8 protein-coding genes are annotated in these 15,993 nt (G+C 71.5%); all 8 read right to left on the bottom strand.

The window, feature by feature from the left end; genetic code table 11:
* Positions 1-2 precede the first annotated feature (2 nt).
* Entirely contained in the window at positions 3-746 is a 744-nt protein-coding gene (locus OHA19_RS33075) for a methyltransferase domain-containing protein (protein WP_405710642.1), read from the bottom strand.
* 44 nt (positions 747-790) lie between these two features.
* Positions 791-1,576 (bottom strand): class I SAM-dependent methyltransferase, encoded by a 786-nt coding sequence (locus tag OHA19_RS33070; RefSeq protein WP_405710644.1) that lies wholly within the window; start codon positions 1,574-1,576, stop codon positions 791-793.
* Between the two features lie 68 nt (positions 1,577-1,644).
* Complete coding sequence (locus OHA19_RS33065; RefSeq protein ID WP_405710646.1) at positions 1,645-2,910, bottom strand: MFS transporter; 1,266 nt, start codon at positions 2,908-2,910, stop codon at positions 1,645-1,647.
* Between the two features lie 22 nt (positions 2,911-2,932).
* Positions 2,933-4,753: an asparagine synthase (glutamine-hydrolyzing) gene (gene asnB / locus OHA19_RS33060; protein ID WP_405752553.1), complete on the bottom strand. Its 1,821-nt coding sequence runs from the start codon at positions 4,751-4,753 to the stop codon at positions 2,933-2,935.
* Entirely contained in the window at positions 4,753-5,904 is a 1,152-nt protein-coding gene (locus tag OHA19_RS33055; RefSeq protein ID WP_405752550.1) for a GNAT family N-acetyltransferase, read from the bottom strand. The genes asnB and OHA19_RS33055 overlap by 1 nt, the downstream gene beginning before the upstream one ends.
* Positions 5,901-6,320 (bottom strand): aspartate 1-decarboxylase, encoded by a 420-nt coding sequence (gene panD / locus OHA19_RS33050; protein WP_405710650.1) that lies wholly within the window; start codon positions 6,318-6,320, stop codon positions 5,901-5,903. Before panD ends, OHA19_RS33055 begins: the two co-directional genes overlap by 4 nt.
* Positions 6,321-6,369: 49 nt before the next feature.
* On the bottom strand, positions 6,370-11,373 hold the full coding sequence (locus OHA19_RS33045) for an amino acid adenylation domain-containing protein (RefSeq protein ID WP_405752547.1): 5,004 nt from the start codon (positions 11,371-11,373) through the stop codon (positions 6,370-6,372).
* On the bottom strand, positions 11,370-15,962 hold the full coding sequence (locus tag OHA19_RS33040; protein ID WP_405752545.1) for an amino acid adenylation domain-containing protein: 4,593 nt from the start codon (positions 15,960-15,962) through the stop codon (positions 11,370-11,372). The genes OHA19_RS33045 and OHA19_RS33040 overlap by 4 nt, the downstream gene beginning before the upstream one ends.
* Positions 15,963-15,993 lie beyond the last annotated feature (31 nt).

Raw genomic sequence — 15,993 nt, 5'->3', positions numbered from 1 at the left:
TGTCACTTGAGCGCCAGGAATCCCTCGAAGCAGACGTACTTCTGGACGGTCATCACATCGACGAATCCGGCCCGGGAGAGCAGATCGAGGTTGCCCTGCGTGGAGAAGGGTTCAAGGACCCGCTTCAGGCTGCGGCTCTTGCCGACGATGTCGTCCGGGGTGTAACCCTGTTCGAGTTTGTACTCGGTGTAGAGCTGGGTCATCACGTCCTGGAAGCGGGCATCGGGGCCGCGGACCTTCTCGAACATCAGGAGTGCGCCGCCCCAGTTGAGGGCCTGGTAGATCTCGTCGAGCACGGTCTGGCGGAACTTGGGCGGCACGAACTGCAGCGTGTAGTACATGACGACGAGGTCGGCCTTCTCCCAGGTGACCTGGGAGAGGTCCTGGTGCTGGATCTCGATGCTGTCGATGTCGCGGCACTTGCGCCGGGCGATGGTCACCATGTCCTGCTCGCAGTCGACGCCGATGATGCGCGGCGACTTGTCCGCGTGCCTGCGGGCGAGCCGCTCGGTGAGGCTGCCGGTGGAGCAGCCCAGGTCGTAGACGGTGCTGTCGGGGCCGACGAAGAAGTCGGAGAGCCGCTCCACGAGTTCGTGGCCGGTCTCGTACAGCGGAACGCTCTTGGAGACGTGCCCGTCGAAGTTCTTGCTCGCCTCGCCCGCGAAGTTCCAGCCGGCGTTGGACGCCTGTATGCCGTCGCCCACGACGGCCGCGGCGGGTCCGGTCAGTTCGGTCGGTGCGGTCATTTCGGTGCCTTCCTCGATATGGATGGAGCGGAACGTGCGGAGACTCAGTCCTCCTTCGTCGCGACCCAGACGAGGTGGTTGGAGGCGGACCCGAAGGGCCGCTTGTCGTAGCCGCCGTAGGTGTGTTCCAGACGGAAGCCCGCCTGCTCGATCAGCCGGCGCAGTTCGGCGGGGTGGCGGTAGTAGAGCGTCTGCGTGGAGTGCCGCCGCTCCAGTACCAGGCCTTCTTCGTCGAGCGTCTCCGTGATCCGTCGCCTGGTGGCGATCTGCCGGACCTCGTCGATGCTGGAGGCGTCCCAGATCGCCACGCGCTGCCCGCTGACGGGGTGACGCACCTCGCAGGTGAAGTGGAGCCTGTTCTGCATGTCGGCGGCGGCCGGTGCCCGCAGTACGGGCACCCCCGCCGCCCAGCGGCCGCCGGGGGCGACATGGGCGCGGACGGTCTCCAGGGCCGCGCTCAGCGCGTCGTCGTCCTTGAGGAAGAACAGCGGCTGACCGCCCATCATCACGAGCGGGAACTCCCGGTCCAGGCGCGCCGTGCACATGTCGCCCTCGACGAACGACACGGCTCCCTCGAGGCCTTCGTCCTTGGCCTTGGCCCGCGCCCTGTCGAGCATCGCGGGGGCCAGGTCGATGCCGACCGCCTCGCCCGCCGCCCGGGCGACGGGCAGGGTGATCCGGCCGGTGCCGCAGGCGAGTTCGAGGACCGGGCCACCGGTCTCCTCGGCCAGGTCGGCGAAGAACCCGACGTCGGGCTGGCCGACGCGGAAGGGCAGTACGTCGTAGACCTCCGCCTCCAGGGCGAATGCCGCAATCATGTCCGAGCTCATGGTTCTTCGTTCCTCCGGGTTTCGGTGCGTTCGTGGCAGGGGCTTCCGGGCGGCCGGCGCCGCACGGGTCACGCCTGGGCGGGCATCTTCCGCAGGCCGCGCAGCGGCGACAACGAGCTCCAGACGACGGCGGTCATGGACCCGATCGCGCCGACGAGGAGGGTGGTGCGCAGGCTGGTCGCCTCGCCGAGCAGGCCGCCGGCGAAGATTCCGACCGCCACCAGGCCGTAGCCCAGGAAGCGGTACGTGGCGTTCACCCGTGCCAGGAATGCTCTGGGGGTGTAGGCCTGCCGGACGCTGGTGATCATGATGCCGCCGATGGTCCAGCCGTACCCGGCTACCGCGAAGCACGCGATGAGCCAGGGAATCGCGATGGCGTGGCGCTCCGGGCTGAACGCGACCATCGTGAACGGGATCGAGGCGATCACCGACGAGGCGATGATGACGCGCCCCGGTCCGATGCGCTCGCTCAGCCGGCCCACGGTCATCGAGCCCACGAGTCCGCCGACCGCGGCGGCGGAGACGATGCCGCCCATCAGCCCGGCGCTGAGGCCGAGTTCCCGGATGGCGAACAGCGGGAACATGGCGACGACCCACTGGCTGAACATGTTGAAGAGCGCGCCAATGCCCACCAGCGAGCGCAGCACGGGATCCCCGAGGGCCGTCTGGAGCCCCTCCTTGAGGGAGGTGAGGCCGCTCGGCCTGTGCTCTGGCTGCTCGGGAACCTTCTCGTCGATCCGGATCGCGGCCAGGCAGCCGCCCGAGACGAGGAAGCTGAGCGCCTGTCCGAGCAGGGTGATCGGCGCGGTGAGCCACTGCACGAGCACACCGGCGAGGCCGGGGCCGCCGACCTGGGCCACCGAACCCGAGGCCTGGAGCCACCCGTTGGCCTTCACCAGCTGTTCCTGCGGTACGAGGCTGGGAAGCACGGTGGTGTAGCTGATGTCGAACAGCACCGTGCCCGCGCCGAGCAGGAAGACCGCGGCGACCAGTACGGGCAGCGTGAGCAGGTCCGCCAGCGCGAGCGACACCACGGCGATCATCAGCGCCGCGCGCGTCAGGTCCGCCCCGATCATCACGGGTATCCGCCGGCGCCGTTCGATCCAGACGCCGGCCCACAGCGAGAAGAGCAGGAACGGCAGCCAGCGCGCCGCACCGATGATGCCGAGTTCCCCCGCGTCGGTGTCCAGGACCAGGATGGCCAGGAGCGGGAGCGCCATTTCGCTGATCTCGTAACCGATGAGCGCCGCAGACTGCCCGGTCCAGAGCTTCACGAAGTTGCCCTGCCGGGTCAGCGGCGGGTGGGTCGGTTCGATGCTCTTCTCTTCTTGCACTGCTGTGGCTCCAGATGGATGGTCAGTCGGTGAATGAGACGTTGTACGTACGCAGCCACCGGTCGACCTCGATGAGCGGCAGCAGGAAGTGCAGATTGTCGGCCATGGTCAGCATCTTGGTGTCCCCGTAGGCGAGTTCGCGCACCTTGGCACCGTCCAGCATTCCCGCCAGGGGCGAATCGCGGTCCGCCACGAGCGCGTCGAGAGCGGCGCGCTGTGCCTCGGCGTGGGCCGGGGCGAAGGTCGCCGGGTAGCCGCTCTTGCGCCGCGTCAGAACCGACTGCGGCAGCAGGTCCTCGGTGGCAGACCGCAGCAGGCTCTTCTCGCGCCCGTCGGAGACCTTCATCTTCCAGGGGACGTTCCACACGTATTCCAGGAGCGTGTGGTCGCAGAACGGGACCCGCACCTCCAGGCCGACGGCCATGCTCATCCGGTCCTTGCGGTCCAGGAGGTAGAGCAGCGGGCCCTGCAGGCTGAGGTGGAGGACCTCGCGCATCCGCGCCTGAAGGCCCGACTCCCCCGGGAGTCTCGGCACCCGGGCCAGCAGGGTGCGGTAGCGGTCCTGTTCGTCGTCCTGCGGGCGGATCCGCGCCTGCACGCCGGGGGCGAGGCAGTCGGTGAGCCTGGGCGCGTTGCCGAGCCAGGGGAAGGTGTCGCCGAAGACGCTCGCGCGGTCGAAGAACCACGGGTAGCCGCCGAACACCTCGTCGCCCGCCTCGCCGGACAGGGCGACCGTGGAGGTCTTCCGGATCTCCTGGAAGAGCAGATACATGGAGGTGTCGAACTGACCGAGGCTGGGCATGTCGCGTGCCGCCAGCGTGGCGGGCACGTACTCGGGGAGGATCGCGGGGTCCAGCGTCACCATGGTGTGGTCGACGCCCAGGTGGCGGGCGGCGGCCAGCGCGAAGGGGGTGTCCCGTTCGGGGCGCAGGGCGGTGGCGCGGAAGTCCTCCTCGGCGCCCTCGAAGTCGACCGAGTACGACCGCAGCGCGTGCGGCTGGTTGCGGGCGGCGAGCGCGGTGATGGCGCTGGAGTCCAGGCCGCCGGAGAGCAGGGAGCACAGGGGCACGTCGGCCACCATCTGGTGGGCGACGACGTCCTCCATGATCTCGCGCACCCGGCGCACGGTGGTGGGGTAGTCGTCCCGGTGCTCGCGGCTGACCAGCCGCCAGTACGGGGTCTCGTGCGCCCCGGAGCGGTCGACGCGCACGAGGTGGCCCGGCTGGACCTGCCGCATGTCCGTGAACGGCGTCTCCCAGGGCATCGCCAGGCGCGGGTTGAACAGGATGGGCAGCTTCGCCTCGCTGGTGCGGGCGGTGAAGAGCGGGTTCGCGAGGATCGCCTTGGGCTCGGAGCCGAAGAGCAGCCCGCCCCGGTAGGCGTGGTAATAGAGCGGCTTCACACCGAGCCGGTCGCGGACGAGGATCAGCTCTTCGCGCCAGGCGTCCCAGATGGCGAACGCGTAGATGCCCTGGAGCCGGTCCACGAAGCCGGCCCCCCATTCCAGGTAGGCGCGCAGCACGACCTCGGTGTCGGAGGAGGTGCGGAAGTGGTGGTTGCGGCCCTTCAGTTCGGTCCGCAGCTCACGGAAGTTGTAGAGCTCGCCGCTGTAGGTCAGCACGACGGGCGCGTCGGAGCCCCGGCGCTGCGTCTCCATCGGTTGCGCGCCGCCCGCCGGATCGACGACCGCGAGCCGGCGGTGGCCCAGTGCCACATGGGGGCCGAGCCAGATTCCGGAGTCGTCGGGGCCCCGCCGGTGCATCGAGCCGGTCATGGCCTCCACGGTCGTGTGCTCAAGACCGAGATTCCGGTTGAAGTCGATCCAGCCGGTAATGCCGCACATCACAGACCCCCTTCGCTGCGTTTGAGTACGTAATCGCTCTGCCGGGCCGGCAGCCCGGCGAGGAAGGCGTCGAGATCGATGAGGCGCTGGCCGTCGACGCCGGGGCACTGCCAGCGCAGGTCGAGCCGTGGCGGCCGGTCGGCGTCGTGGAAGTGGACGGCCCACAGGGCGCCGTCGTCGTCGAGGGTGAGCATGGGGTTGGCGACCAGGAAGTCGCGCACCTGCGGACTGTCACGCAGGACCCGTACCAGCAGCCGCCGGTCGTGGAAGTGGTTGGGCGGCAGCGAGATGTGCGGATGCATCTTCCGCTTGAACTGGAAGGTGCCCTTGCTGAGGAACGGCTCGCCGCCGGACAGGTCGACCCGGGTGAAGCCCTGCTCGGCGGCCCACTGGAGGATCAGGATGAACAGCGCCATGTAGGTGCCGGAGCGGTACGCCTCCTCGCCGCCGCCGTCGACCCCGGCGAGCCGGATGACGAGGGTGCGCCCCTCCAGCCGGCACAGCATGCCGGCCACCCGGCGGCCGGACTCGCACAGGAAGAACATCGCGCCGTGCCGGAAGATGCACGCCCGGGCGCTCTCCTTGGCCTCCGAGCGGGCGGCGTCCCCGTGCCGGCGGCCCATGGTCGGCACGTGCATGTGGTCGTAGAAGGAGTCGAAGTCGGCTTCGTTCCGCGAGACTTCGAGGGTGCGGACCCGGGAGCGCAGCTCACGGGCGTGCTGCTGACGGGCCTTGCGGGAGATCCGCCGGAGCACGGCGGCAGCGGGGTCGTCGGCGGCCTCCAGGGGCACGGTCAGCGTGATGCGGAACGGCAGCAGCAGGCTGTGCCGGGGCAGCGGGTCGGGCACCCTGCTCCGCCGGTGGCCGACGGCGAGGATGTCCGTGTCCGCGGCGGCCCGGCCACCGGCCAGTTCCGCCCAGGAGGTAGTGGTCCGGGTGCGGACCGAAGGGGTTCCACGCCGCTGCTCCAGGAAGGGCAGTACGTACGTCAGCTCATGATCCAGGCCCGCGTACGCCAGCACCGGGCCCTGGCCCTGGGGCACCGACCGGGTGAGCCGGGGCCGGGCCAGCGCCTCGGCCGCGCCCCGGGCCCCGAGGACGAGCGCGCCGCCACTGTTGTTCCAGGCGTACCGCCAGGACCGTGGGATCACCGACTCTCCACTGCGTCGCCCGGCGTCAGACCGTGGCCCTGCGGCACCCCGGACAGGGACGGGTCGAGGGAGTCGACCCGGTTGTCGGCGTCCACGAAGACGACGCCGGGCTTCATCGAGCGGGCTTCCTCGTCCGTGACCTGGGCGTACGAGATGATGATGACGAGGTCGCCCTTCTGCACGAGCCGGGCCGCCGCGCCATTGACCCCGATGACGCCGCTGCCGCGCTCGCCCTCGATGACGTACGTCTCCAGGCGGCTGCCGTTGTTGATGTCCACCAGGTGGATGAGTTCGCCGGGCAGCAGGTCGGCGGCGTCCATGAGGTCGGCGTCGATGGTGAGCGAGCCGACGTAGTTGAGGTCGCACTGGGTGACCGTTGCTCTGTGGATCTTCGACTTCAGCATCGTCCGGAACAAGACAGGCGTCCTCTCGAATTCACTGCGGTTTCCATGGGATTGGGCCGTGTCACTCGGTTGCCAGCAGCAGCCGCACCTCTTCGTCCGACATGCTCAGGATCTCCAGCGCCGCCGCTGCCCGCCCCTTCAGGTAGCCGCGCGGCGCGAGTGCCTCCAGCGCGGTGGCCACGCCCCTGGGGGTGGGGTCGGAGTACAGCGCCCGCAGTGGCAGGGTCACCGCGAGCAACCGGTTGATCCGGACCAGGAGTCGGGCCGCGAGCAGCGAATGGCCGCCGAGAGCGAAGAAGCTGTCCCCGGTGCCGACCGGGCGGGCCGGGGAGAGTACGTCGGTCCAGAGCGTGACGAGCAGCTCTTCCAGGGCGTCGCCGGGCGGCGGGCCGCCCGGCGCGGCGCCGGTCCCGGTGTCCGCGGGGGCCGGCAGCATCCGGACGTCGACCTTGCCGTTGACGGTCAGGGGCAGCGCGTCCAGGGCGACCAGCGCGGACGGCACCATGTAGTCGGGCAGCCAGGAGTGCAGCTCGCGCAGCAGGCCCTCCTCGGACGGTGCGGGGTCCGCCGGGGTGTAGTAGCCCACCAGGCGTTTGTCGCCGGGCACGTCCTCGCGTACGACGACCGCACAGCCGGCCACGCCCGGCCGGCGGGCCAGGGCGGCCTGGACCTCGCCGAGTTCCACCCGGAAGCCCCGCAGTTTGACCTGGTGGTCGCCGCGGCCGAGGAAGAGCAGCTCCCCGTCCGGCAGCATCCGTACCTGGTCGCCGGTGCGGTAGAGCCGTCCGCCGACGGCACCGCTGAGGGTGTCGGGAACGAACTTCTCGGCCGTCTGTTCCGGACGTGCCAGGTAGCCGCGGGAGAGGGCCTGCCCGCCGAGGAGCAGTTCCCCGGCGACACCGACCGGGACGGGCCGCAACGCCTCGTCGACGACGTACACCGGGCAGCCCGGAAGCGGGCGGCCGATGGTGGGCGGTCCGTCGCCGGTGATGGGGCGGCCGGTGACATTGTTCGTCTCGGTGGGTCCGTACACGTTGAACGCCCGCCAGGGGCCGGCGCCGAGGCTGCGCCACAGGCTCTCCGACACCGCCTCGCCCGCGACGATCACCCGCATCGGGTGCGGGACCCGGCCGAGGCCGTCGGCGAGGACGAGCAGCTCGGCGTGCGACGGTGTGCAGTCGAGGATGTCGATGTGCTCGCGGGCGAGCAGTTCCACGAAGCGGTCCGGGTCCTCACGGACCTCGTCCGGGACGATGACCAGCGTGGCGCCGCGGAACATCCAGCCCAGCTGCTGCACCGAACCGTCGAAGAACACGGGCGCGTTCATCGTCACCCGGCGCGGCGGTTCGGCGTCCCGGCCCAGCAGCGTGCCCAGGGCGCGGAACATCCGGGCCTGGGCGCGGTGGCCCATGGCGACACCCTTGGGGGTACCGGTGGAACCCGAGGTGTAGATCACGTACAGCAGCTGGTCGGGGGTGGCACGGCGGCCGGGGCGCGTGGGCGGGTACGCCGCGACACTCTCGCCGGCGTCCAGGCGCAGCTCGGGGCAGTGGCCGGCGAACCGGCCCTCGTGCCGGGCCTGCGTCAGGACGGCGGTGGCCTGCGCGTCCTTGAGCATGAAGCTCAGCCGGTCGGTCGGCAGAGCCGGGTCCAGCGGCAGATAGGCGCCGCCCGCCTTGAGCACGGCGAGGAGGCCCACGATCATCTCCACCGACCGCTCCAGGCAGAGCGCGACGACGCTCTCGGGTCCGGTTCCGCGCTCGACCAGCCAGCCGGCCACCCGGTTGGCGCGTTCCTCGAGCTCCCGGAAGGTCAGCGTGTCCGTTCCGCAGACCACGGCGACCGCCTCCGGTGTGCGATCGGCCTGCTCCTCGAACAGCTCGTGCACGCACTTGTCCTCGGCCAGGTCGAGGTCGTCGGCGTTCCACTCCACCAGGAGCCGTTGGCGTTCGTCGGTGCCGAGCATGTCCAGTTCCGGCAGCGGCGTGTCCAGGTCGTCGGCCAGCGCTTCGAGGAGGCGGATGTAGTGCCCGGCCATCCGGCGTGCGGTCGCGGCGTCGAACAGGTCCGTGCTGTGGTTGAGCGCGCCCCTGACCCGGCCCCCCTCCTCCTTGATGTCGAGGGTGAGGTCGAAACGAGCTGTGCGGGGACGGACGTCGAGGACGTCGAGGGTCAGGCCGGCGCCCTGCGCGGAGGACGGGGGCAGGTTCTCGAAGTCGAACATCACCTGGAACAGGGGGGTGCGGCTGAGGTCCCGCTCCGGCTGGAGTTCCTCCACCAGCCGGTCGAAGGGGACGTCCTGGTGGTCGTACGCGCCCAGGCAGCTCTCCTTGACCCGGGCGAGGAAGGAGCGGGCCGTGGGGGCGCCGGTCAGGTCGGCGCGCAGCACCAGGGTGTTGACGTAGAAGCCGATGAGGGGGTCCAGTTCGCTGCGCGAGCGGTTCGCCACCGGGGTCCCGACCACCAGGTCGTTCTGTCCGGAGTACCGGGCGAGCAGGATCTCGAAGCCGGCGAGCAGGACCATGAAGAGGGTCAGCCCTTCGGACCGGCAGATCTCCCGCAGCCGGTCGGCCAGTCCGGGCGGCAGGTCGAACTCCTCGTCACGGCCGTGGAAGCCGGGCTCGGCGGGACGCGGCCGGTCGGTGGGGAGATCCAGCAGCGGCGGAACTCCGGCGAGCCGCTCACGCCAGTAGTCGAGCTGGGCGGCGACCTGCGCGGAACCCTGCCGGTCCGCTTCCCACAGGGCGTGGTCGGCGCATTGCACGGGCAGTGCGGGCAGTGCCGTGCCGCCCGCGTAGAGGTGCGCGAGTTCCTGGACCAGGATCCGTACCGACCAGCTGTCGAAGACGATGTGGTGGACGGTGAGCAGCAGTACGTGCTCGGCTGCGCCGGCCCGGAGCAACCGGGCGCGCAGCAGCGGTCCTTCGGCCAGGTCGATGGGGTCGAGCACGGCCGCGTCCACCCGGCGGCTCAGCTCCGCCTCGTCCAGGTCCGGTACGTCCTCGACGGGCAGCGGCACCGGAGCCGGGTCGGTGACGACCTGGTGCGGGGTGCCGTCCGCCGCCGGGAACACGGTCCGCAGGACCTCGTGCCGCGCGACGATCTCCGACAGGGCGGTGCGTAGGGCCTCCGGGTCCAGTGTGCCGCGCAGCCGGATCGTCAGGGGCAGGCGGTAGGCGGGGCTTTCGGGCTGGAGCTGGTCCAGGAACCACAGCCGTTCCTGGTTCGCCGTCAGGGGCACCGACCCGGTGCCGGTGCGCGGCAGAACGGGTTGCGTGGCGGCGGAGCCGGCGGAGTGGACGAGGGCCGCGAGGTCCCCGATGCGGGGGGTTTCCAGCACCGTGCGCGGTGTGGTTTCGGCGCCGAACTCGCCGCGGATGCGGGCGGCCAGCCGCATCGCCAGGAGCGAGTCGCCGCCGAGGGCGAAGAAGTCGTCGTCGGGTCCGATGTGCGGGACGTCCAGGAGTTCGGCGACCATCGCGGCAAGCCGCTCATGGGCCGGGTCGGCGAAGCCGGGCCGGTTCTGGCCCACCGGCCTGCCCGGGGCGGCGTCGGGGGCGGGCAGGCGGTCACGGTCGATCTTGCCGATGCCCGGATGCCGCGGCATGGCGTCCAGGGTCACCACCGTCGCGGGGATCATGTAGGCAGGCAGCCGGCCGGCGAGCGCCGTCCTGATCTCCTCGGCCCGTGCCGGTGTGCCGTCGGTGGTGACATAGGCGGTCAGCCGCGCCGCGCCCGCGTCGCCGTGTGCGACGACCGCTGCCTCGTCGATGTGCGGCAGGTGGCTGAGGGCGTGCTCGATCTCGCCGAGCTCGATGCGGTAGCCGCGGATCTTCACCTGCCGGTCCAGGCGGCCCTCGAACTCGATGGCGCCGTCCTCGCGCAGGTGGACCAGGTCCCCGGTCCGGTACAGGCGCGCGCCCGCCTCGCCGCTGAACGGATCGGGCACGAAGCGCTCGGCGGTGAGGGCGGGGCGGCCCGCGTACCCCCGGGCGAGCCCGGTGCCGCCGATCAGCAGCTCGCCGTGACCGCCAGGGGCCACCCGGCGCATGTCCTCGTCGACCACGTAGGTCCGTACGTTCGTGATCGGCTCACCGATGGGCACGGACGGGCCGTCGCCCGGGCGGTCGGCCGCGTACGAGGTGGCGTTGACCGTGGCCTCGGTGGGTCCGTACACGTTGTGGAACGCGATGCCGGGCAGCGCCTCGCGGCACCGCAGGACGAGTTCGTCGCGCAGTACCTCGCCGCCGGTGAGGATCCACCGCATCGCGGTCCCGTCGAACTGCCCGGTGTCGAGCAGGGTGGAGACCACCTGCGGGGTGAGGTTGACCGCCTCGACCCCATGGGCGAGCAGCAGGTCCCGCAGCTCGAGTCCGGCCGCGGTCAGGTCCGGCGGTGCCATGACCACGGCGCCGCCGCTCGCCAGTGGGGCGTACAGGTCGATCATCGACGCGTCGAACGCCGCGGAGACGCCCTGCAGGAATCGGACCGGGTGACCGGCCAGAAGCTCGGTGGTGATCCAGCCCACTTGGTTGACGATCGCCTCGTGGGTCACCATCACCCCCTTCGGGACGCCGGTGGACCCCGAGGTGTAGATCAGGTACGCGAGCGAACCGGGCAGCGCGTCGCCGGCGCACCGGCCGGCGGATCCGGCGTCCGGCAGCGGCTCGTCCTGGTCCATGCAGATCACGGCCGGTGCGCCGAGGCCCTCGGCGAGGCCCTGCCGGGTCACCACGAGCCGTGCCCCGGCGTCCGCGAACACGAAGGCGGTCCGGTCGGTCGGCGTGAGCAGCGGATCGACCGGCAGGTACGCGGCCCCGGCCTTGAGAATGCCGAGCATCGCGACGACCAGGTCCAGCGACCGTTCCAGGCACAGGCCGACGACGTTCTCCCGGCCTATGCCCTGCCGGCGCAGCCGGTGGGCCAGCCGGTTGGCACGTTGCTCCAGTTCCCGGTAGGTCAGCTTCTCCTCGTCGCAGATGACGGCGACGGAGTCGGGCGTGCGATCGGCCTGGCGCTCGAAGAGTTCGTGCAGACAGCCGGCGGCGGGGCGTTCGTCGGTCACCGCGATATTCCGTTCAGCCGGGAGAGGGGTGCGTCCGGGGCCCGCAGCATCTCCGTGATGATCTGGGCGTAGTCGGCCAGCAGACGCCGGGCCGTGGCCGGTTCGAAGAGGTCCGTGCAGTACTCCAGCGCCAGGACGATCACGTCGTCCCGCTCCTTGACGAGCAGGGACAGGTCGAAGCGGGCCACGCCCTGTTCGGCGTCGAACTGATCGACGGTGAGCCCGCTCAGCTCCGGTTCGTGGTCAGGGGTGTTGGCGAGGGCGAACATGACCTGGACGAGCGGGGAGCGGCTGGGGTCGCGCGGCGGTCGCAGTTCCTTGACGAGTTCCGCGTACGGCATGTCCTGGTTGGCGTACGCGCCGATCGCCGTGTCACGCACCCGGTCCAGGACATCGAGGACCGAGGGGTCGCCGCTCAAGTCGGTGCGCAGCACGAGGGTGTTGACGAAGAAGCCGATCAGCGACTCGATCTCGACGCGGTTGCGGTTGGCGACCGGGGTGCCGACGACCACGTCCTCCTGGCCGCTGTAGCGGGCGAGCAGGATCTTGAAGGCGGTCAGCAGGACCATGAACATGGTGACCTCCTCCCGCTTGCACAACTCCCGCAGCCCCTCCGTGAGCTCCGCGGACAGCACGGTCGCCTCGTGCACGCCCCGGTGCGACTGGACGGCGGGGCGGGGGTGGTCGGTGGGCAGTTCCAGGACCGGCGGCGCACCGTCCAGGGCCTCGCGCCAGTAGTCGGCCAGGTCCTCCAGCACCCCGTCGGCGAGCCAGTCCCGCTGCCATACGGCGTAGTCCCCGTACTGCACCGGAAGGTCGGGGAGCTTCGGGCTGCGGCCCTCGGTGCGGGCCGCGAAGCACTCGGCGAGCTCGCGCAGGAAGACGCCGAGCGACCAGCCGTCGAAGACGGCGTGGTGGATCGTCAGGACCAGGACGTGGTCCTGCGGCGCGACCCGGAGCAGGCAGGCCCGCACCAGCGGCCCCTTGGCCAGGTCGAAGGGGGCCCGGGTCTCCTGTTCGGCGCGGGCGACCAGCGCCTCCCGGTCCGCGCCCGGCATGTCCTCCTCGAACCAGGGCAGCACGAAGGCCTCGTCGACCGACTGGCGGGGCCTGCCTCCCACCGAGGGGAACGAGGAGCGCAGCGCCTCGTGCCGGGCGACGACGTCCTCCACCGCGGCACGCAGCAGCCCGGCGTCGAGGGCGCCGCCGAGGCGCAGGACCAACGGCTCGTTGTAGGCAACCGTGCCGGGGCGCAGCTTCTCGAAGAACCACAGGCGTTCCTGGGCGATGGCCAGTGGCAGCGGCGCGTCGCGCGGGGCCCGCGGAATGGCGAAGAAGTCGAACTCCTCGGGGCTGTCGGAGCCCTCGCTCTCCACGGGCCGGCCGGCCAGCACGACGGGCAGGAACGCGGCGACGGTGCGCGCGGTGAACAGGGCGCTCAGCGGCAGCTCGACCCCGAACGTGGAGCAGACCCGGGAGATCAGCGCGACGGCGAGCAGCGACTGCCCGCCGAGTGCGAAGAAGTCGTCGTGGATGCCGATCCGCTCCGCGGGCAGGTCCAGCACGCCGGCGAACAGGTCGACGAGCTGCTGCTCCTGGCCGGAGCGGGGTGCGACGTAGGAGTCGTCGGAGCCGGAGCGGTGGTCGCCGGGCGCGGGCAGCGCGTTCCGGTCGATCTTGCCGTTGGCGGTCTGGGGCAGTTGCTCGAGCTGGACCAGCAGCGCGGGGACCATGTACTCCGGCAGCCGTTCGGTCAGCCACTGCCGCAGGTCCGATGTGCGGAGCTCGGGCTCGGGGGCCGTGAAGTAGCCGATGATCCGGGCGTCGCCGGGTCGGTCCTCGCGCAGCACCGCGACGGCGCTGTCGACATCGGGGTGCTGGAGCAGCACGTTCTGGATCTCGTTGAGCTCGATCCGGAAGCCGCGCAGTTTGACCTGGTGGTCGGAGCGGCCGAGGAACTCCAGGCGGCCGTCCGCGCGGTACCGCACGATGTCGCCGGTCCGGTAGAGCCTGCCGCCGTCGCCGCCGTACGGGTCGGGCACGAAGCGCTCGGCGGTCAGGGCGGGCAGGTTGACGTAGCCGCGGGCGACGCCCCGGCCGCCGATGCACAGTTCGCCGGGCACGCCCAGGGGAACGAGCTCCATGGCCCGGTCGACGACGTAGACCCGGGTGTTGGCGACCGGCCTGCCGATCGGGACGGTGCCCTGGCCGCCGGAGGCCCGGTCCAGGGCGGTGGCCAGGGACCACACCGTGGTCTCGGTCGGCCCGTAGACGTTGTGGACCCCGGCGACGAGCGGCAGCAGCCGGTCCAGCAGTTCCGGCGGTAGGGCCTCACCGCCGCACAGCACCCGCACCTTCCGGTCGCCGGCCCAGCCGCTGTCCAGGAGCATCCGCCACAGCGAGGGGGTCGCCTGCATGGCGGTGGCACCGCAGGCGGTGATGAGGGGGCCGAGGAGGCGGCCGTCCGAGACGGTCTCTCGGTCGGTGAGGACGACGGTCGCCCCGCGGGCGAGCGGGCCGAGCAGTTCGAGCGCGGCGATGTCGAAGGCCGGGGTGGTGACGGCGAGCAGCCGGTCGCCGGGGCCGAGGCCGATCTCGTCGCAGAGGCCCTGGATCAGGTTGACGACGGCCCGGTGCTCGATCGCGACGCCCTTGGGCACACCGGTGGAACCGGAGGTGTAGATGACGTACGCGAGGGAGCCGGCGCCCGCCGTGGCGGCGGGGGGACCCGCCGGCGTCGGGCCCGCGTCCGTCCGGTCGACGCCGAGCGTCGCTGTTCCTTCGGGGAGCCGGGCGGCGAGCCGGTCCTGGGTGAGGACGAGGCGGGTGCCGGAGTCGTGCAGCATGTGTGCGAGGCGGGGCTGCGGCTGGGCGGGATCCAGCGGGAGGTAGGCCGCACCGGCCTTGAGGACGGCCAGCAGGCCGGTGATCAGCTCGGGGCCGCGGTCGCAGTACAGGCCGACGACGGACTCGGGGCCCACGCCCCGCTCGGACAGCCGGTGGGCGAGCCGGTCCGCGGCGGCGTCGAGCTCCCGGTAGGTGAGGCGGGCCTCGCCGTGGACGACGGCGGTGGCGTCCGGCGTACGGGCGGCCTGAGCCTCGAACAGACCGTGCAGGGTCTCCGGAGCACCGGGCCAGGAGCGCTCGGTGGCGTTCCACCCTTCGGCCAGCAGACGCCGCTCCTGGGCGGGGATCAGCTCGAGGGAGGAGATCCGCTCGCCCGGCCCGGCGTCGACCATGGACCGCAGCAGCACCAGGTAGTGGTCCCAGAACCGCAGGACCGTCTCGCGGTCGAACAGGTCGGTGGCGTATTCCAGGCCGCCGACGACCTCGTCGCCCTCCTCCCGCAGGAACGCGGAGAGGTCGAACTTGGCGACGCCGGGCTCGACGGAGAGCGGCCGGACGGTGAGTCCGGGCAGCTCCGGTTCGTGCTCGGGGGTGTTGGCCAGGGCGAACATGACCTGGACCAGCGGCGAGCGGCTGAGGTCGCGCTCCGGGCGCAGCTCTTCCACCAGCCGGGCGAACGGCAGGTTCTCGTTGGCGTACGCGCTGATCGCGCTGGAGCGCACCCGGCTCAGCAGTTCGCTGACGGTGGGGTCGCCGCTGATGTCCGTGCGCAGCACGAGGGTGTTGACGAAGAAGCCGATCAGCGGCTCGGTCTCGGCGCGGTTGCGGTTGGCGATCGGGGTGCCGACGACGACGTCCTCCTGGCCGCTGTAGCGGGCGAGCAGTACGTCGAAGGCGGCCAGCAGGACCATGAACAGGGTCACGTCCTCGCGGGCGCAGACCACCCGGAGCCCGCTGACGAGGTCGGCGGGCACGGCCACCAGCTCATGGGTGCCCCGATGGGTCTCCACGGCCGGGCGGGGGCGGTCGGCGGGCAGTTCGAGGACGGGCGGCGCGCCGTCCAGGGCCTGCCGCCAGTGGTCGAGCAGCTCCCCGAGGACGTCGCCGTCCAGCCAGTCGCGGTGCCACTCGGCGAAGTCACCGAACTGGATGGGGAGTTCGGCGAGGGCCGGCGGCCGGCCCTCGGTGCGGGCCGTGAAGCACTCCGACAGCTCGCGGTTGAACACGCCCACCGACCAGCCGTCGAAGACGATGTGGTGGAAGGTCAGGACCAGGAGGTGGTCGTCCGCCCCCGAGCGCAGCAGGCAGGCTCGCACCAGCGGCCCCTTCGCCAGGTCGAAGGAGGTGCGCGACTCCTCCTCCGCCCGGGCGAGCACGTCCTCCTCGCTCAGCCCCGCCACGTCCCGAACGGCCCACGGCAACTCGGCCTCGTCGCGGATCACTTGGCGCGGGCGCCCGGCCACCGAGGGGAACACCGACCGCAGCGCCGCGTGTCGCGCCACGACGTCGCCCAGCGCGGCGCGCAGCACCTCCGTGTCCAGGGCGCCGCTCAGGCGGAGGGCCAGCGGCACATGGTAGGTGGGCTGGCCGGGGTGCAGCTGCTCCAGGAACCACATCCGTTCCTGCGCGAGGGAGAGCCGGCTCTCGCTCCTCGCGGACTTTTCGATCGGCGCGTCGCCGGGCCGGTCGAGCCCGCGGCTGCGGAGCAGCTGCAGAAAGAGTGCGTCGCGGTCCTGGGACATGGCCAGGGCTCCTTTCACATTGCGCGGATGG

Source organism: Streptomyces sp. NBC_00012, from assembly GCF_045040875.1.
In the GTDB taxonomy this organism is placed as follows: domain Bacteria; phylum Actinomycetota; class Actinomycetes; order Streptomycetales; family Streptomycetaceae; genus Streptomyces.
Note: the sequence above shows the minus strand (reverse complement) of the source record. Positions and strands in the feature narration are given on the sequence as shown.

Bases quoted from the DNA above. Each gene is read 5' to 3' on its own strand.
- OHA19_RS33075 (WP_405710642.1), bottom strand. From the start codon at position 746: ATGACCGCACCGACCGAACTGACCGGACCCGCCGCGGCCGTCGTGGGC.
- OHA19_RS33070 (WP_405710644.1), bottom strand. From the start codon at position 1,576: ATGAGCTCGGACATGATTGCGGCATTCGCCCTGGAGGCGGAGGTCTAC.
- asnB (WP_405752553.1), bottom strand. From the start codon at position 4,753: ATGTGCGGCATTACCGGCTGGATCGACTTCAACCGGAATCTCGGTCTT.
- OHA19_RS33040 (WP_405752545.1), bottom strand. From the start codon at position 15,962: ATGTCCCAGGACCGCGACGCACTCTTTCTGCAGCTGCTCCGCAGCCGC.